Origin of the sequence: Streptomyces bottropensis ATCC 25435 (assembly GCF_000383595.1) — a bacterium.
GTDB classification, from domain to species: Bacteria; Actinomycetota; Actinomycetes; order Streptomycetales; family Streptomycetaceae; genus Streptomyces; species Streptomyces bottropensis.
In genome coordinates this window covers 6,075,738-6,093,539 of sequence record NZ_KB911581.1, presented here as the reverse complement: position 1 = coordinate 6,093,539, position 17,802 = coordinate 6,075,738, and the positions used below count along the sequence as shown (strand labels likewise).

At 73.8% G+C, this 17,802-nt stretch carries 16 protein-coding genes; 4 read left to right on the top strand and 12 right to left on the bottom strand.

Annotated elements, in window-relative coordinates:
* Positions 1-256 precede the first annotated feature (256 nt).
* Genes egtD through egtA form a run of 4 tightly spaced genes read right to left on the bottom strand, consistent with a single transcriptional unit; the run spans position 257 to position 4,645 of the window.
* Positions 257-1,219, bottom strand: coding sequence for an L-histidine N(alpha)-methyltransferase (egtD, locus tag STRBO_RS0127220; protein WP_005484310.1), 963 nt, complete (start codon positions 1,217-1,219; stop codon positions 257-259).
* Positions 1,216-2,028, bottom strand: a complete 813-nt coding sequence (gene egtC / locus STRBO_RS0127215; protein ID WP_020115152.1) for an ergothioneine biosynthesis protein EgtC — start codon at positions 2,026-2,028, stop codon at positions 1,216-1,218. The genes egtD and egtC overlap by 4 nt, the downstream gene beginning before the upstream one ends.
* Positions 2,028-3,374, bottom strand: coding sequence for an ergothioneine biosynthesis protein EgtB (egtB, locus tag STRBO_RS0127210; RefSeq protein ID WP_005484307.1), 1,347 nt, complete (start codon positions 3,372-3,374; stop codon positions 2,028-2,030). The genes egtC and egtB overlap by 1 nt, the downstream gene beginning before the upstream one ends.
* Complete coding sequence (gene egtA, locus STRBO_RS0127205) at positions 3,371-4,645, bottom strand: ergothioneine biosynthesis glutamate--cysteine ligase EgtA (protein ID WP_005484306.1); 1,275 nt, start codon at positions 4,643-4,645, stop codon at positions 3,371-3,373. Before egtA ends, egtB begins: the two co-directional genes overlap by 4 nt.
* 304 nt (positions 4,646-4,949) lie before the next feature.
* Here egtA and STRBO_RS0127195 point away from each other — a divergent pair, with 304 nt between their 5' ends.
* Positions 4,950-5,789 carry a TIGR02452 family protein gene (locus STRBO_RS0127195; RefSeq protein ID WP_005484305.1) on the top strand — a complete coding sequence of 280 codons (840 nt, stop codon included), beginning with the start codon at positions 4,950-4,952 and terminating at the stop codon, positions 5,787-5,789.
* A gap of 8 nt (positions 5,790-5,797) precedes the next feature.
* Here the strand turns inward: STRBO_RS0127195 and STRBO_RS0127190 are convergent, their stop codons facing one another.
* The 6 genes from STRBO_RS0127190 to STRBO_RS0127165 form a co-directional block, all read right to left on the bottom strand.
* On the bottom strand, positions 5,798-6,244 hold the full coding sequence (locus STRBO_RS0127190) for a type II toxin-antitoxin system PemK/MazF family toxin (protein ID WP_005484304.1): 447 nt from the start codon (positions 6,242-6,244) through the stop codon (positions 5,798-5,800).
* Between the two features lie 91 nt (positions 6,245-6,335).
* Positions 6,336-7,754: a flotillin family protein gene (locus STRBO_RS0127185; protein ID WP_005484303.1), complete on the bottom strand. Its 1,419-nt coding sequence runs from the start codon at positions 7,752-7,754 to the stop codon at positions 6,336-6,338.
* Positions 7,755-7,912: 158 nt separating this feature from the next.
* Positions 7,913-8,137 carry a hypothetical protein gene (locus STRBO_RS0127180; RefSeq protein ID WP_005484302.1) on the bottom strand — a complete coding sequence of 75 codons (225 nt, stop codon included), beginning with the start codon at positions 8,135-8,137 and terminating at the stop codon, positions 7,913-7,915.
* Between the two features lie 53 nt (positions 8,138-8,190).
* Positions 8,191-9,615 (bottom strand): amidase, encoded by a 1,425-nt coding sequence (locus STRBO_RS0127175; RefSeq protein ID WP_005484301.1) that lies wholly within the window; start codon positions 9,613-9,615, stop codon positions 8,191-8,193.
* A 116-nt stretch (positions 9,616-9,731) separates the two neighbouring features.
* On the bottom strand, positions 9,732-10,760 hold the full coding sequence (locus STRBO_RS0127170; RefSeq protein ID WP_005484300.1) for a helix-turn-helix domain-containing protein: 1,029 nt from the start codon (positions 10,758-10,760) through the stop codon (positions 9,732-9,734).
* A gap of 178 nt (positions 10,761-10,938) precedes the next feature.
* Positions 10,939-11,913 (bottom strand): alpha/beta hydrolase, encoded by a 975-nt coding sequence (locus tag STRBO_RS0127165; RefSeq protein ID WP_020115148.1) that lies wholly within the window; start codon positions 11,911-11,913, stop codon positions 10,939-10,941.
* Between the two features lie 703 nt (positions 11,914-12,616).
* Here STRBO_RS0127165 and STRBO_RS0127160 point away from each other — a divergent pair.
* Both STRBO_RS0127160 and STRBO_RS0127155 read left to right on the top strand, forming a co-directional pair.
* Positions 12,617-13,651, top strand: coding sequence for a LacI family DNA-binding transcriptional regulator (locus tag STRBO_RS0127160; RefSeq protein ID WP_005484298.1), 1,035 nt, complete (start codon positions 12,617-12,619; stop codon positions 13,649-13,651).
* Positions 13,652-13,805: 154 nt separating this feature from the next.
* Positions 13,806-14,996 carry a 4-hydroxybenzoate 3-monooxygenase gene (locus tag STRBO_RS0127155; protein ID WP_005484297.1) on the top strand — a complete coding sequence of 397 codons (1,191 nt, stop codon included), beginning with the start codon at positions 13,806-13,808 and terminating at the stop codon, positions 14,994-14,996.
* Between the two features lie 9 nt (positions 14,997-15,005).
* On the opposite strand, the gene trxA is transcribed toward STRBO_RS0127155, so the two are convergent.
* Positions 15,006-15,392: a thioredoxin gene (gene trxA, locus STRBO_RS0127150; RefSeq protein WP_028796869.1), complete on the bottom strand. Its 387-nt coding sequence runs from the start codon at positions 15,390-15,392 to the stop codon at positions 15,006-15,008.
* Positions 15,393-15,520: 128 nt separating this feature from the next.
* Between trxA and STRBO_RS0127145 the strand changes: the two genes are divergently transcribed.
* The gene (locus STRBO_RS0127145) at positions 15,521-16,981 is read left to right on the top strand and encodes a dihydrolipoyl dehydrogenase family protein (RefSeq protein ID WP_020115147.1); all 1,461 of its coding nucleotides are present in this window, start codon (positions 15,521-15,523) and stop codon (positions 16,979-16,981) included.
* An 18-nt stretch (positions 16,982-16,999) separates the two neighbouring features.
* On the opposite strand, the gene STRBO_RS0127140 is transcribed toward STRBO_RS0127145, so the two are convergent.
* Entirely contained in the window at positions 17,000-17,656 is a 657-nt protein-coding gene (locus STRBO_RS0127140; RefSeq protein WP_005484294.1) for a peptide deformylase, read from the bottom strand.
* Positions 17,657-17,802: the final 146 nt, after the last annotated feature.

The window sequence follows — 17,802 nt, the reverse complement described above, 5'->3', positions numbered from 1 at the left end:
CCGCGAGACGGCGGGGCGCCCTGAGAGGTTCTTCGTCGGGTGCGGGTCCGGTGGGGCTTCTCGCGCAGTTTCCCGCGCCCGTGAGAGCTTGCGCCCCTGAAGGCACAGGCCCCTGCGGGCCTGAAAGCCGACGCGTTGCGGGCCCGGAAAGCACGGGGCGCAGCCCCTGCTCTCCAGGGGCGGGGGCGCGGGGAACCGCGCCGGAAGCCCCCACGCACCCGCACTCACACACGCACCCGCATTCGGCGGGAAGCCGCTACGTCGCGCGGCTCAGGGACAGCGCGAAGCGACCCTCCGCATCCGTCCACCAGTGGGACAACTCCAGCCCTGAGGACCCCAGTTCGTCCCGCACCCCCTCCTTCCTGAACTTCGCGGACACCTCCGTCCGCACCTCCTCCCCGGCCGCGAAGTCCACCGCCAGATCGAGCGCGGGAACCTTCACGGTCTGGGCCGTACGGGACCGCAGCCGCATCTCGATCCACTCGCACTCGGCGTTCCAGAGGGCGACATGGTCGAAGGCGTCGGGGTCGAAGTCCGCCCCCAACTCCCGGTCCACCACGTTCAGCACGTTCTTGTTGAACTCGGCGGTCACCCCGGACGCGTCGTCGTACGCGGCCACCAGCACCGCCTCGTCCTTGACCAGGTCCGTGCCCAGCAGCAGCGCGTCACCGGGGGCCAGCAGCGCGCGGACGGCGGCCAGGAACGCGGCACGTTCCCCGGGCACCAGATTGCCGATCGTGCCGCCCAGGAACGCCACCAGACGAGGACCCGGAGTCTCGGGCAGTTGCAGCCCGGCGGTGAAGTCGGCGATCAGGGCGTGCACGTTCAGCCCCGGCCGCTCGGCGGCCAGCGCCTCGCCCGCCTGCCGCAGCGCGCTCTCGCTGACGTCGACCGGCACGTACGTGTGCAGGCCCGGCATCGCGTCCAGCAGGTGCCGGGTCTTGTCGGACGAGCCGGACCCCAGCTCGACCAGGGTGCGCGCGCCGCTCGCCGCGGCGATCTCGCCCGCCCGGTCCACCAGGATCTCGCGCTCGGCACGGGTCGGGTAGTACTCGGGCAACTCGGTGATCCGCTCGAACAGTTCGCTGCCGCGCGCGTCGTAGAACCACTTGGGCGGCAGCGTCTTCGGCATGCGGGTCAGGCCGTCCAGGACGTCGGCGCGCAGCGCGGCGTCCGTGGCGTCCTCCGGCAGGGTGCGGGTGAGAAGGAACGGGCTCACGCGGGGAGCTCCTTCGACAGGGCGGTTGAGGGGGCGTCGTCGTGGGGACGGGAGGCTTCGTCCGGCTCCTTGAGCGGGGTGAGCAGGACGTCCGTACGGCTCGCCGCGAGCAGCGTGCGGTCCGGGACCACCACCCAGTGCGGGGCGTCGTCGTACGGCTCGGACGCCACGACCGTGCCGCGGCCGGGCTCGGTGAGATACCAGAGCGTGTCGCCCCAGGCTGTCGCGGCGATCGTCTCGCCGTCGGTGAGCAGCAGGTTGAGCCGCGATCCGGGGGCCGCGCGGGCGACCTCCAGGACCGTGTCGGCCAGCGCCTGGCCCTCCGTGTCGCCGGCCCTCAGCCGGTTCAGGACCAGGGCCCACACGAGCGCCGAGTCGTTGCGCGCCTCCATCGACAGCACCTCGACGGCGGGCAGTTCGGCGGCGAGCGGCGCCAGGGAGCCCGGCCATCCGGCGACCGCCCCGTTGTGGCTGAACAGCCAGGGCCCGGCCGAGAACGGCGCGGCCGCGGCCTCGTCGTCCGCGCCCGCCACCGTCGCGTCCCGTACGGCGGCCAGCAGCGCCCCGGTGCGGACCACCCGGGCGAGGTCCGCGAAGGACTGGTCGCCCCAGATCGGCCCGGCCCGCCGGTACCGCCCCGGCACCGGGTCGCCCTCGGCGTACCAACCGACCCCGAAACCATCGGCGTTGACCGTCCCGTACCGCTGGCGTCGAGGTGCCCACGACTGCCGGAACAGACTGTGCGGCGGGTCCACCAGGACCCTGCCCAGCGGCACATCGGTGCCGAGACAAGCGAGGTGGCGACACATCAGACGACCTCCGGGGAGGCGTCGCGGGCCGTGCGGAACCCGCTGAAGATCTGCCGCCGGATCGGATAGTCCCAGTTGCGGAACGTCCCCCGGCACGCCACCTGGTCCACGGCGAACGAACCGCCGCGCAGCACCTTGTGCTCGGGGCCGAAGAACACCTCCGAGTACTCCTTGTACGGGAACGCCGAGAACCCCGGATAGGGCAGGAAGTCGCTCGACGTCCACTCCCACACGTCACCGATCAACTGCCGTACGCCCAGCGGGGATCGACCCTCCGGATAGCTGCCGGCCGGTGCCGGGCGCAGATGCCGCTGCCCGAGGTTGGCGTGTTCGGGCGCCGGATCGGCGTCGCCCCACGGGTAGCGGGTCGAGCGGCCGGTGACCGGGTCGTGCCGGGCGGCCTTCTCCCACTCGGCCTCGGTGGGCAGCCGGCGCCCCGCCCAGCGGGCGTACGCGTCCGCCTCGTACCAGCACACGTGCAGCACCGGCTCCTCGGCCGGCACGACCTCGGTGACGCCGAAGCGCCGCCGCAGCCACTGCCGGCCGTCGCGCCGCCAGAACAGGGGCGCGTGGATGCCGTGCGCGCGGATGTGGTCCCAGCCCTCGGCCGTCCACCAGCGCGCGTCGTCGTAGCCGCCGTCCGCGATGAACGCCTGGTACGCGCCGTTCGTCACCGGCGTGGTGTCGATGTGGAACGGCGGGACGATCCGCCGGTGCGCGGGCCGCTCGTTGTCCAGCGCCCAGGGCTCGGTCGAGGTGCCCATCGTGAACTCACCGCCCGGCACCAGGACTTCGGAGGGGCCCGTGAACGGCGGGACGGGCTCGGGATCCGGCGCCGACAGCACGGCCGGGCCCTGCCGCAGCTGATGGGTGATCAGCATCGTCTCGTCGTGCTGCTGTTCGTGCTGGGCGATCATGCCGAAGGCGAAGCCCGCGTCGGTGAGCCGGGTGCCGTGGAAGTCGGCGCTCTCCAGCACGTCCAGGGCCCGGCCGCGCACCTCGCGCAGATACTGCCGGGCCTCCTCCGGCGCGAGCAGCGGCAGCGAGGGCCGCGCGGCACGGGGATGCTCGAAGGCGTCGTACAGGCCGTCGATCTCGGGCCGCATCGCCTCCCGCCCGGCGACGTTGCGCAGCAGCCACAGCTCCTCCTGGTTGCCGATGTGGGCGAGGTCCCAGACCAGCGGGGACATCAGCGGCGAGTGCTGCGCGGTGAGATCGGGTTCGTCGACGGCGGTCGTCAGGAGCGCGGTGCGGGCCCGGGCCGTGGTCAGCGCCGTCAGCGCGCGCTCCCGGAGTATGTCGGGGTCGGCGCCGGCCGTCGGGGCCGGCGTCCGGGGTGCGGTCATGCGGGGTCGTCCTTCCCGTGGAACACGTCGAGCAGATCGTCGGCGGGGCAGCGCCCCCGGGCCACATAGCGGTCGGTGTACGCCGCGACCGCGTCGAGCACCTCGGTGCTCGCGCCGAGCCGGGGCAGGGCCTCGGCCGCAGCGGCGAAGCAGACGGCGGCCGCCTCCCGCAGTTCGGGATCGGTCAGACCGTCGCGCACGGCCGCCTCCCACAGCGGATTGCGCGGTGGCGGTCGCGAACCCGCCCGCTCCGCGAGCGGCTTGACGGTCCGGTACGCGATCTCCGCGGCCTCCGGGTCGTCGAACAGCGCCGTCGTCACGGCGAGCGGGACGATCCACCCGTCCTCGCCGGGCTGGGCGTCGATCATGCGCAGTTCCAGATGGCCGCGCGGACGCGCCGGCGGGAACAGGGTCGTCAGGTGGTAGTCGAGGTCGGCGCGGCTCGGCGGGGTGTCGGACCGCGTCCACTCCCGGAACGTCATCGCTCCGGGCACACCCCAGGGGCCCTCGTCGGCCCGGACGCACATCACCGGCGCGTCCAGCACCAGCCGCGCCCACTCCTCACGCGGGTCGCCGTCGAGGGCCGGCGCGTTCGTCCGGCCCGGGTCCATCGCCGCCCACAGCGCCTGACGGGTCGAACGCAGGCCGGTCGCCCGGCCCCGCGCCAGCGGGGAGTGCGCGAACGAGGCCACCAGCACGGCGCCGAGCTGGTGCGCAAGCCACCAGCGCCGCCGGTGGCCGAGGGGGCCCGGCTCCTCGTACCCGGCGTCCAGGCACACCTGCACCGAGGCGGTGGAGCACATCATGTCCCGCCCCTCGGGGCCGAAGCGGTCGAGGTAGATCTCCATCGCGTCGTACCGGGGCTCGTGGAGGTAGCGGGCCGGGGGGTTCCAGGGTTCGTGGCCGTAGCCGCTGATGCCGAGATCCGCCTCGCGCAGCGTGGCGCGCACGGCGGCGAGGTCGGCCGAGACGGACCCGAGGCACTCCATCAGGGAGGCGGCCGGCGCCGAGCTGAGCTCCAGCTGGCCGCCGGGCTCGACGGTCAGCGGTGAGTCCAGGGTCAGGGTCCGCAGTGTGGCGTAGGCAGCTTCGAGTCGTGCGGGTGTTGCGGGGAGCCGCGGATCACGCAGCTCGTGGACGTGCCATTCCAGTTCGACACCTAGGGTCCGGGGTGGACCGGTCTTGAAGCAGATGCCCCGTACCAGGGCTTCCACCTCCGCCTCGGTGACCGGGGAGCGTCGCTCCGTACAGTCACTCAGCGAATCTGACATGTCGGGATCCTCCTGATATGCCAATCTCGTCGGCCGAGCCTCCGATCCGTACCCGATGAGGTGGGACCGGTGGCGCTCGTCCCACCCAAAACCCTCGCGCGGCTCTCGCACAAGGGGGCACATCGTGGCAATGCGGATCGGCGATCTCCGTTTCCGGGGATCTTCAGGCACCTCTTCCCTTTCCGGTACCAGGCCATTCACACGAGGAAATTCCGTTGCGGCCCTTCACCAGCATCGCCCAGGATGCGCCCATGAGCACGACGGGGGAGAAGCGGGCGTCCGCGCCGCACGAGGGGGTGGCGGCATGAGCGCGCGCCTGCGAGGAATCGCACGTGAGACCGAGGACATCGTCGCGGCCGGGCACTATCGCGCGCCCTCCGGCCACCAGGTGTCCATCGCGGACGAGGTGGCGGCCGCACGGGCCGCGACCCGGCTGTACGGCCCCGACCCGGTGAGCACACCGCGGGCCGGCCCGGTGCGCGCGGCCGGCGAGGCCTCCGTCGAGGTCACGGGCGAGAGCAGCCTGGAAGCCGCCCAGCGGCTGACGAGGGACGACCCCGCCCCGGTGGCCGTCCTCAACTTCTCCTCCGCCCGCAACCCCGGCGGCGGCTATCTGAACGGCGCCCAGGCCCAGGAGGAAGCCCTCTGCCGGGCCTCCGCGCTCTACACCTGCGTCCGCGAGGCACCCGCCTTCTACGCCCACCACCGCGCCCACCGCGACCCGTTCTACACGGACCGCGTCATCCACTCACCCGCCGTACCCGTCTTCCGGGACGACCGCGGCACCCTCCTCGACGCCCCGTACACCACCGGCTTCCTGACCTCCGCGGCCCCGAACGCCTCCGTCGTCCTGCGTACGGCCCCGCGGCGCGCCGCCGAGCTGCCCCGGGCCCTTGCCACCCGCGCGGAGCGCGTCCTGGAGACGGCGGCGGCGCACGGCTACCGCCGACTGGTCCTGGGCGCCTGGGGCTGCGGTGTGTTCGGCAACGACCCGGCCCAGGTGGCGGGGGCGTTCCGGGCCCTGCTCATGGACGGCGGCAGGTTCGAGGGCACCTTCGCACACGTGGTGTTCGGGGTGCTGGACCGCACGAAGGGCGCGGTGGTCCGCGGCGCCTTCGAGCGGGAGTTCGCCACCGGCTCCTGAAGGGCCGTCTACCGCCACCCGTACCGCTCGCGCAGCCGGTGCACGACGGAGTTGAACCGCATCCGGTCCAGCGCGCAGGCCTCCCGCCGCATCCCCGTCTCGTGCAACCGCAGCACCCGGTCCACATCCACCCAGGAGTCCCGCCCCGACCGGTCCCACGGCCCGCTCCCGATCGGGACCCACTCCCGGTCCCCGTCGTGCCGCTTGCTGGACAACTGCACGGCGAGCAGCGTCCCCCGGGCCTCCCGGGCCACCACGAGCACGGGCCGGTCCTTCCCGCGCCCGTCGTTCTCCTCGAACGGCACCCACGTCCAGACGATCTCGCCGGGATCGGGATCCCCGTCGTACGCGGGCGAGTACTCGGTCCGCACGCGCCCGACATCACGGGGATCGGCCTCGGTGGTGGCGGTGGGCCCGTAGCGCCCCGGCACTTCTTGATCAGCGAAGGAAGTCACGGGGTCACGCTAGCCCGCGCCCGTTTCCCGCCCCCCGAAAGGGGCGCGGGAAACGGGCGCGGGCGACCCCGAACACACGAGAGCCCCGGGGTTACGACTCCCTGTCGACCTGCACCTTCTCCACGGCCGGCTTCTCCACGGGCGCCCCGTTCAACCCGGCCGCGCCGCCGGCGGGCGCCCCGTTCTGGTTCATCGAGGACAGCAACTGCCGGGCCAGCCCCAGTCCGGTCCCGCCCATCGTGAGCGCCTTGGCGAACATGTCCGCCATGCCGTCGGCCCCGTTGAGCAGCACCATGTTGTCGACGTTGCCGAACGCGGAGGCGCCCGCCTGCACGATCTCCGGCCACTGCTCGGCCAGTTGCTGCGCGATCACCGCCTCCTGGTTCTCGGCCAGTGCGGCGGCCCGCGCCTTGATGCCCTCGGCCTCGGCGAGCCCCTTCGCACGCGTGGCCTCGGCGGCGGCGATCCCCTTGGCCTGCCGGGCGGCGGCCTCGGCCTCACCGGAGATCTGGGTCGCGGTCGCCTCGGCGGCAGCCGCGAGTTCGGTCTCCTTGGCCTTGGCCTGCGCGGCGGAGATACGGGCGTCGCGCTCGGCCTCGGCGAGAGTCCGCTTCTCGTAGGCCTTGGCGTCGGCCGGCTTGCGGACGTCCGCCTGGAGCTGCTGCTCGCGCCGGGCCGCCGCCAGCTCCGCCACCCGGGTCTCCTGGACGACGACCTCCTGCAGGGCGGCCGCCTCGGCGAGCGGGCCCGCCTGCTTGGACTCCGCGGCGGCCTTGTCCCGCTCGGCCTGGTATCCGGCCTGGAGGATCTCGCTGTCCCGGGTGGCCTCCGCCATCCGCGCCGCGGCCATCTGCTCGGCCTCGGTGGCGAGCCGGTTGGCCTCGGCCTGCGCGATCCGGGCGTCGCGCTGGACGGCCGCCGCGTGCGGCATGGCCAGGTTCTTGATGTAACCGGTCGGGTCCTCGATCTCGTGGATCTGCAGCGAGTCGACGATCAGACCCAGCTTCTCCATCTCCGTACCGCACGCCGCCCGTGTCTGGCCGGTCAGTTTGTCGCGGTCGCGGATCATGTCCTCGACCGTCAACCCGCCCACGATGGACCGGAGATGACCGGCGAACACGTTGTGCACGCGCTCCGAGACGCGCTTCTGCTGGTCGAGGAAGCGGCGGGCCGCGTTGGCGATGGACACGAAGTCGTCGCCCACCTTGAAGATGACGACACCACGGATCTTCAGCGGAATGCCCTGATGGGTTACGCAGTCCACGGAGAGCTCTGTCTGGTTGAGGTCGAGCGAGAGCTTGCGCACCGCCTGCACACCGGGCAGCACGAGTGTGCCGCGCCCGGTGACGATGCGGAAGTTCATGCCCTCCTCCAAGCCCTCCATCTTGGTCTTGGAGCCGGAGATGATGAGCGCCTCGTTGGGTTCGGCGACCCGCCACATCAGTTTGAACAGACCGATCAGTACCAGGACGGCTCCTACGGCCGCCCCCGCGATCATGCCGATGACCATCGGCACACCCCCTCAGCCAGGTGCCCTTACGGCACCGAACGTCGGGAGTGTCCCGCGTGGTTCAGCGGGGGAACAGACACCGGGGCCCCTTGTTGCAGTCCTGATGCGAACCGGTTCCCGAAGACCGACACAGAGCGCCCGGAAGACCCGACGGGCCGTCAACTGTCGTACGCCACCGACACGTACACCGTGCGCGGCGGCAGGTACTCCATCACCATCACCAGCGTCCCCGGCGCGATCCGGTCCTTCGCCGAGGCGGGGTACGCGAGGAAGTGCTCGGCCCCGCCCCGCACCCGGACGATCACCTCGCCGACGAGCCCGGGACCGACCGTACCGGTCACCCGTCCCATCAGCCCGACCATCGACGCATCGTCCATGGTCACAGCGTACGGGTCGGAGCGCGGGCGCCGAACCCGCCCGCCCGCGCCCAACCCGCCTACTCCGCCGGGCAGTCCGCGGTGCTCCGCCGCGGCGGCCACTGCTCGTGCCAGCGCTGGTCCGCCTCCAACTGCGCGGCCAGCGACAGCAGAAGGGGCTCGCTGTTCGCCGGGCCGAGCAACTGCGCGCCCACCGGCAGCCCGTCGTCGACGAACCCCGCCGGTACGTTCACGCCGGGCCAGCCCAGCACGTTCCACGGCCACGCGTACGGGCAGGCCGCGATCATCGCGCGGTCGGTGCCGAGCCCGCCGAGGTTCAGCATGGAGCCGATGCGCGGCGGCGGAGCGGCGGTCGTCGGCGCCAGCAGCACGTCGTACGACTGGAACAGCACGCCGATCCGCCGGTGCAGCGGGACCTCGGCGCGGCGTGCCAGCCGCAGGGGCGCCCCGCCGAGCAGCCGGCCGAGGCGGGCGGCGTCGAGGGTGCGCCGGTCGAGGAGGCTCTGCTCGGCGACGGCGCCGACCCGTTCGGCGATGCCCGCGGTGGCGCGCGGGATGAAGGTCAGCCCGATCTGCCCGTACCGGGGTTCCGCCTCCTCCACCACGTGCCCGAGCGCGGCGAGCCGCTCCGCCACCGCCCGCACCCGTTCCCGCACCCGGGGGTCGAGCCGCGCGGGCAGCGCGGTGAACGGCGGCTTCAGGGACAGGGCGATCCGGAGCCGCCCCGGATCCCGGCCGACGGCCTCGGAGGCGTTGACGGCGGGCGGCCGGTGCAGGTCGCCCTCGTGGTTGCCGCTCGCCGCGTCCAGCAGGAGGGCTGCGTCGGCGACCGTGCGGGCGAGGGTGCCGTTGACGGTGATGCCCTGGAAGGACTCCGCGTGCGGCCAGGTCGAGATGCGGCCGCGCTGGGGCTTGATGCCGATGAGATGCGTCCAGGAGGCGGGGATGCGCACCGATCCGGCGCCGTCCGAGCCCAGCGCGGCCGGGACGATCCCCGCGGCCACGGCCGCCGCGGAACCGCCGGAGGAGCCGCCCGGGGTGTGGTCCGGGTGCCAGGGGTTGCGGGTGGCCCCGAAGGCGGGCCCCTCCGTGAACGGCCACTGTCCCAGCTCGCACGTGTTGGTCTTGCCGACGACGATCGCCCCGGCCGCGCGCAGCCGCCGTACGGCCTCGCCGTCCTCCGGCAGCGAGGGGAACTCGCCCCGGCAGCCGAACGCGGTGGGTTCGCCCGCCACGTCCATGTCGTCCTTCACGGCCACCGGCACGCCGAGCAGCGGTCGCCGTCCGCCCTCCGCCAACTCCTTGTCCGCCGCGTCGGCCTCCATGAGCGCCGCCTCGGCCCGCACCCGCCGGAACGCGTTCACGGTCGTCTGGCTCGCCTCGATCCGGGCGAGCGTCCGCTCCACGAGCGTCCGCGACGTCACCTCCCCGGCGGCCAGCGCGCGAGCACATTCCACGAGACCCGGCGTACGGTCGACACCCATACGGAACACCTCCGGAAGCAGGATTTCTACCGAACGGTAACGTCCGCGCGGGCGCGACGGTACAGCGCGGACGACTTGCCTGACGAGGGCGGCGATTCGTGCGTGCCTGCGCCCGCTCAGGCGCCTCCGCGGGCCAGATGCCGCAGGGTGAGGGCCAGATGCAGCCGTAGCCGGCCCCGGGGTGTGCGCACGGGCCAGCCGAGGAGGGCCTCCGCGTGGGTCAGGCGGTCCTGGAGGGTGGAGTGGTGGACGTTGACGCCGGTGGCCGCCGACCGCAGGCTCGCCGTCGTGGCGACCGCGTGGAGCGTGGCGAGCATCCAGGGCGAGTCGGCCGCGGCCCGCTCCAGATCGCGTACGTCCGGCGGAGGTTCCGCCCCCGGCGCGATCAGCTGGGCGAGGAGGGCGAGCGCGCCGAGGTCGTCGGCGTGGACCACACGCTCACCGGGGTCCTGCGCGGTGCCCTCGGCGGTGAACCGCAACGCGGTCCGCGCGCCGGCCCAGGACTCGGGCAGCTCCGGCACGGACACCGCGGGCCCGACACCGACCCGTCCGGCGGGCAGCCCCTCCTCGCCGACCCGGGCCGCGCGCACGCGCAGGATGTGGGGCCGGCCGCCCAGCGGGGCGAGGGCCCGCGCCAGGGTGGTGGGATCGTCGGGGTCGAGGCCGAGGTGCCGGGCGGCCCGCAGACGGGCGCGCTCGGTGGCGGTGGGGTCGAGGACCGTCTCCACGAGTGCGGGGTCGTCGGCGGGGGAGAGGGGCGCCCGGCCCCGGGTCCGGTCCAGCACCACCCGGAGCGCACCGGCGGCCCGCTCCAGGATGACGGCGTCCACCACGCTCGGCTCACCGCCCCCGGCCCGCTCCAGCCACAGCGCCGGCACACCGTCCGGCACGAGCGCGGCGCAGGGCCAGGCCGGGTCCGGCGGAACCTCGCTGTCGTGGCGCCGCCCGTCGGGCTCCACCCGCACCCGCACGTGCCGCTGCGCGTCGACCAGCCGCGCGGGACACCCGGCCAGCACGGCCGCGCCCCGCACCATCGCCTCCAGACCGGCCCGCGCCTCGGCCAGCGTGTCGAAGTACGCGATGACCCGCACGGCGGCCCCCGCATCCGGATCCACCGCGGTCAACCGCCCCGCCAGCTCTTTCATACCCCTCATAGTGCGACATGGCTCCGCCGGCGGGGAGGGGCGTTCGTCCGCGGGCCCGGTGGGGAACTGCGCGAGAAGCCCCACCGGACCCGCACGTGGGGGTCGAAGGGCCGCAGCCCCTGTGGGACGGGACGGGTGGGGGCGGCGGGGGCGAAATCCCCGCCGCCCCCACCGGCACTCACTCCCCGAGCAACCGCCGAACCCACCGCACCTGCGCCTCCCGGCACTCCCGCGACACCGCCGCTTGAGGCGCGAACCCGTCGAACCCGTGGAACCCCCCGGGCCACACATGCAACTCCGCGACCCCACCCGCCCGCCACAACCGGGACGCGTACGCGACGACCTCGTCCCGGAACGTCTCCGCCGACCCCACATCCAGAAACGCCGGAGGCAACCCACTCAGATCCTCCGCCCGCGCCGGCGCCGCGTAGGGGGACACATCGGCCCCACCCCGCCGCTCCCCGAGCAACGCCGTCCACCCCGTCTCGTTGGCCGTCCGGTCCCACACCCCCCGCCCCGCCATCTGGTGGGCGGACGGCGTGTCGTTGCGGTCGTCGAGCATCGGGCACAGCAGCACCTGCCCGATCGGCCGGGGCCCCTTCCGGTCCCGCGTGAGCAGGGCCAGCGCGGCGGTCAGTCCGCCGCCCGCACTCGCCCCCGCGATGACGATCCGCTCGGCGTCGCCCCCGATCTCGTCCGCGTGCCCGGCGGTCCACAGCAGACCCGCGTAGACGTCCTCGACGGGCGCCGGATGCGGATGCTCGGGGGCCAGCCGGTACTCCACGGACACCACGACCGCGCCCAGCTCCCGGGCCCAGGCCAGCGGCGCGTCCACACCGACCCGGTTGTTGCCGACGATCATGCCGCCGCCGTGGACGTGGTAGATCACCGGCAGCGGACCCGGTGTCGTGGGCGCGGCCGGGCGGCAGATGAGCAGCGAGATCTCCGGCTCCCCCTCGGGCCCCGGCACCAGCCGGTCCTCGACCTCGAAGAACCCGTCCACGGTGAGGTCGAGCTGGGCCATCAGCTCGATGCCGGGCCCCTGGCGCATCGCCGGGATGTCGTCCATGGTCAGCCCGCGCGGCACCAGGTCCTTGATCGTCTCCAGGGCCGCCGCGAGCTCCGGATCGAACGGGGGCGGGGTCATGGCCATGGCTTCTCCTCGTGCGGGTTCCGCATCCACGGTGCGCACCGCGACGCGTGGCCGACGGGGCGTACCGCGACGCGTGCGGGCGGTTCGTATCGCGATGATGAGCGCCGCGGCAAGCGCGCGGACGCCGTCGTACGGCGGCGGTTGCCCGCCATCCGGCGGGTGGTCCGCGGGTCGCCCGGAGCGGCACGGTCGGCGGGCGCGGCGCCCGTGTACGCGCCCGCGCCCGCGTCCAGCACACAGTTCACGCCATAGCTTTCGCGTGTCGGCACCCCGTGCCGCGCCCTTCGCGGGCGGTCGCCGTGCCGGCGGCGGGGACCTGCGCGCGTCCCCCCGCGCGAGCCGGTCGCACGGCCTGGCCAGGCGCGCGACCGCTCACCCGCCGTCTACCCCGACCAGCGGATCGGCCCCCGTCGTGGGCGGAACCCCGATGTGCCGTGTCGTCACGAGGCCGCCGGGGGACCGGACGTGGGCCGGTCGCCCGCACACCGGCCCGGTGCGGAAAGCAGGCCACACGTGCGTGCGGAGCCCCCGCGTACGTACTCATGTGGAGGTGGCGTGAAATGGCCGCCCGATTGAACGGATTTCGAACACATTCGCCAAACTGCCCAGCCACAAAGATCGGTGGCCCGACCCCGAGCCCCCGCACGGCCGACGGTCCCCCGGCCGGAACGACCTTCACCACTTCTGCAAGGATGCCCTCCTCATGGTGCAGATACCGAAAGAGCCCGTCCCGCCCTCGCCCCTGCAGCGATCCGTGCCCACGAGCGCCGACGTGGCACGTCTCGCGGGTGTCTCACGTGCGACGGTCAGCTACGTCCTGAACAACACCAGCGCCGTCCGCATCAGCGAGCCGACCCGCCGCCGGGTCCACGAGGCCGCCAAGGAACTCGGCTACGTACCCCACGCGGCGGCCCGCAGCCTGCGCGCCGGCCACAGCCGCCTGGTGCTGATGCCCACCCCGAACGTTCCCATCGGGCCGCTGTACAGCCAGTTCATCAACGAGATCCAGTGGGCCCTCAGCCGGCTCGACTACACCGTCGTGCAGCACGGCGGCCTGGGGCTGCGCGGCGACGACGCCGCCCGCGCCTGGGCCGAACTGCGCCCGGTCGCGGTCATCATGCCCGGCGTCGGTCTCGGCCCGCAGGGCGTGGCCGTACTCAAGCGCTCCGGCGCCAAGGCCGTGGTCACCCTCACCCCCGAACCCGTCGAGGGCGCCCACGCGTTGATCCTGGACCACGCGGGCGTCGGCCACAGCGCCGGCCGGCACCTGGTCGAGAGCGGCCGCCGCCGCATCGGTGTCGTCGTGCCCGAGGAGCCCGGCCTCGGGGTCTTCTCCCAGCCCCGCCTGGCCGGCGTACGACGCGCGGTGCAGGGCACCGAGGCCACGGTCACCGAGCTGCCGCTCGCCTACGACGAGGCGGCCGCCGCCCGGCTCGCCCGCGACTGGCGCTCGCTCGGGCTGGACGCGGTGTTCGCGTACAACGACGAGTACGCGATGCTGGTGATGCGGGCCCTCCAGGACGAGGGCATCGGCATCCCCGGGGAGACGGCCGTGGTCGGGGCCGACGACCTGATGCTCGGCCGGCTGTTGCGGCCCCGCCTGAGCACCGTCCACCTGGAGCTGCCCTCCGGGCGTCACCTCGCGGAACTGGTCGACCGCGTGGTGCGCGACCCCACCTCGGTCCCCACCACCCACGACGTCCTGGGCGCGAGGATCGTGCACCGCGAATCGAGCTGAACGCGCACGGCCGAACGCGCACGGTCGAGCGGATACGGCCGAACCGGCACAGCTGAACGAACACGGCCGAGCGGACACGGCTGGACGGGCGGGGCCGCACGGGCGAGGCTGGGCGGACAGGGCGGGACCGACCGCCCGCCTCGGGAGGCGCGTCATGCGCACGAAGGTCGGCATCATCGGCGCGGGCCCCGCCGGGCTCCTCCTCGCCCGGCTGCTGCACCGGGCGGACATCGACTGCGTGGTCCTGGAGAGCCGGACCCGCGCGCACGTGGAGCGGCGGCCGGTGGTGCCGTCGGCCGGAGGCGTGCTGGAGCAGGGCACCGTCGACGCGCTGCGCGCGTGCGGGGCCGCCGCACGCCTGGAGACCGAGGGCGTGGTCCAGCACGGCATCGAACTGCGCTTCGACCGCGAACGGCACCGGCTCGACCTCCCGGCCCTCACCGGCGGCCGCAGCGTCACGATCTATCCCCGGGCGGAGATCGTCAACGACCTCGTCGCCCTCCAACTCGCTGACGGGCCACCGCTGTTGTTCCAGGCGGAGGCGATCGGTGTCGAGAACCCGCTCGGCGAGCGCCCGGTGGTGCACTTCGTCCACGACGGGTACCAGGAGGAGCTGTCCTGCGAGTGGGTGGCCGGCTGCGACGGCTTCCACGGCATCTCCCGCCATGTGTTCCCGGCCGCCGCCCGCCGGGTGTACGAGCACGAGCACCCGTACTCCTGGCTCGGCGTCCTGGCCGAAGTCCCGCCGTCCCGCGAGGAGTCGGTCTACGCGCGCGGTGACCACGGCTTCGCCCTGCACGGCATGCGCTCACCGTCGGTGTCCCGGTTCTGCCTCCAGGTCCCCAGCGGCACCGACCCCGCCGACTGGCCCGACGAACGTGTATGGGACGAACTGGCCGCGCGCTTTGCCATCGACGCTGACTGGAGTCTGGAACGAGGACCGGTCACCGCCAAGTCCGTGACCCCGATGCGCAGTCACGTCCACGAGCCGATGCGGCACGGACGGCTGCTGCTCGCCGGGGGAGCCGCCCACACCGTGCCGCCGACCGGCACCGAGGGGCTCAACCTCGGGGTGTACGAGGTGTGCGTCCTCGCCCGCGCCCTCGTCGAGCTGTACACCCACGGAACGGCACAACTCCTGGACCGCTACTCGCAGGTGTGCCTCGACCGGGTCTGGCGGACGGCCCGCTTCTCGTACGACATGACCAGGATGCTGCACGCGCTGCCGGAGGGCGGCGCCTTCGACCACCGCCTCCAGCTCGCCGGGCTGCGCCGGATCACCGCCTCCCGCCAGGCGGCCGCCGAACTGGCAGCCCACTACACGGGGCTGCCGCCTGCCTGGTGAGTCGGCCGGCTACTGGCCGTTCTGCTCCACCTGCGCCTGCTGCTCGGCGACGGCCTTGCGGACCTCGTCCATGTCCAGCTTCCGGGCCTGCCCGATGACGTCGGTCAGCGCGGCCTCGGGCAGCGCGCCCGGCTGCGCGAACACGGCGACCTGGTCACGGACGATCATCAGCGTCGGGATGGACTGGATGCCGAAGGCCTGCGCCAGCTCCGGCTGGGCCTCGGTGTCCACCTTGCCGAACACCAGGTCCGGGTTGTCGTCGGCGGCCTTCTCGTAGACCGGGGCGAACTGCCGGCAAGGCCCGCACCAGGACGCCCAGAAGTCGATCAGAACGAACTCGTTCTCGGTGACCGTCCGGTCGAAGTTCTCCTTGGTCAGCTCCACGGTGCTGCTCATGGCGTGCATCCCTCTTCCTGGTTTCGGTGCTCGGGGGCGAGCCGCACTCGACAACGCCGCCCCGCGGTGGCGTATTCCGCGCGCGTACCCGTTTGGCCACCGCGCACACCAGCAACCAGACTGACCCCATGACGGATACGGAAATCACCGAAGGCCCAGCGGACGACGCGACACCGGCCGAGTACGACGTCGTGGTGCTCGGTGCCGGACCCGTGGGAGAGAACGTCGCCGACCGCACCCGCGCGGCCGGCCTGTCCACCGCGATCGTGGAGAGCGAACTGGTCGGCGGCGAGTGCTCGTACTGGGCGTGCATGCCGAGCAAGGCCCTTCTGCGCCCCGCGATCGCCCGCGCCGACGCCCGCCGCGTACCGGGTCTGCGCCACCTGGCCGAGGGCCCGCTGGACACCGCCGAGGTGCTCGCCCACCGCGACTACGAGACCGCGCACTGGAAGGACGACGGCCAGGTCGGCTGGCTGGAGAGCGTCGGGGCGGACCTGTACCGGGGTCACGCGCGCCTGGCCGGACCCCGCCGGGTCGTCGTGGACGCCCCCGACGGCGGGCGTCAGGTCCTCACCGCCCGGCACGCGGTGGTCGTCTCCACCGGCAGCCGCGCCCTCCTGCCCGACCTGCCGGGACTCGCGCAGGTCAAGCCCTGGACCAGCCGCGAGGCCACCAGCGCCCAGACGGTCCCCGGCCGGCTGATCGTCGTCGGCGGCGGTGTCGTGGCCGTCGAGATGGCCACCGCCTGGCGGTCCCTCGGCTCCGAGGTCACCGTCCTCGTGCGCGGCAAGGGCCTGCTGCCCCGCATGGAGCCCTTCGCCGGTGAACTGATCGCCGAGGCGCTCGCCGAGTCGGGCGTCGACGTGCGGACGGGTACGTCGGTGACGGCGGTGTCCCGTGAGGACGGGACCGTGGTGGCCCGCACGGACACCGGCGACCGGCTGGAGGCCGACGAGATCCTCTTCGCCACCGGCCGCGCCCCGCGCACCGACGACCTCGGCCTCGACACCGTGGGCCTGGAGTCGGGCTCGTGGCTGGAGGTGGACGACAGCCTCCGGGTGACGGGCAGCGACTGGCTGTACGCGGTCGGGGACGTCAACCACCGGGCCCTCCTCACCCACCAGGGCAAGTACCAGGCCCGGATCGCCGGGGCCGCCATCGCCGCCCGCGCGGCCGGGGTCCCGCTCCTGGAGAGCGACCGCTGGGGCGCCCACGCGGCCACCGCCGACCACGCCGCCGTCCCCCAGGCCGTCTTCACCGACCCCGAGGCCGCCGCCGTCGGCCTCTCCCTCGCCGAGGCCGAACAGGCCGGTCACCGCGTCCGGGCGGTCGACGTCGAGTTCTCCTCCGTCGCGGGGGCGGGCCTGTACGCCGACGGCTACCGGGGCCGCGCCCGCATGGTCGTCGACCTGGACCGCGAGATCCTGCGCGGCGTCACCTTCGTCGGCCCCGCCGTCGGTGAGCTGATCCACTCCGCCACCGTCGCCGTCGTCGGGGAGGTCCCGGTCGACCGGCTCTGGCACGCGGTGCCCTCGTACCCGACGATCAGCGAGGTGTGGCTGCGGCTGCTGGAGGCGTACCGGGGCTGAACCGGCCGGTCCGGGCGCTCAGTCGGGCAGCAGGAAGCCCAGCGCCCGGGCGGCCCGGACCGGGGTCGGGTCGTTCCAGCGGTCGGCCATCGCCTGGCTGGAGGAGAGAGACCTCAGCTCGGCGTGGTCGAGGTAGAGCGTGCCGTTCAGATGGTCCGTCTCGTGCTGGACGATCCGGGCCGGCCACCCCGAGAACTCCTCGTCCACCGCCCGCCCCCGCTCGTCGAGCGCCCGGAGCCGCACCTTGGCGTGCCGCGCCACCACGGCCTGCCAGCCCGGCACGCTCAGACAGCCCTCGAAGAACGCGTCCCGGTACGGCCCGACGGCCTCGTACGCGGGATTGACCAGGACCCGGAACGGCTGCGGCACCCGGCCCCGGGCCAGCCGTACCTCCTCCGGGACCGGCGCGGGGTCCTCGATCACGGCGAGCCGCAGGGACACCCCGACCTGGGGCGCGGCGAGACCGACGCCCGGCGCCGCGTGCATGGTGGCGCGCAGGGCGGCGACGAAGCGGGCGAGGAGACCCGGGTCGAGCTGGCCGTCGAAGGGCTCGGCGGTGCGGCGCAGCACCGGGTCGCCCGCGGCGACGATCGGCAGCGGCCCCTCATGGGCGAGGAGTTCCTCGACCCGGTCGCTCAGGGGACGGGAGTCGACGCGGTCACGTTCAGAAGCCATCGGGCCAGGATGCCAACCGGGGTCGCGCGACGCGAGGCGGCTCACGCGAGGACCCGCCGGCTCACGCGAGGACCCGCCGGCTCACGCGAGGGCCCGCCGGCTCGCGCGCGTCCAGGCGACAGCATCGGCGCATGTGACCCACATCA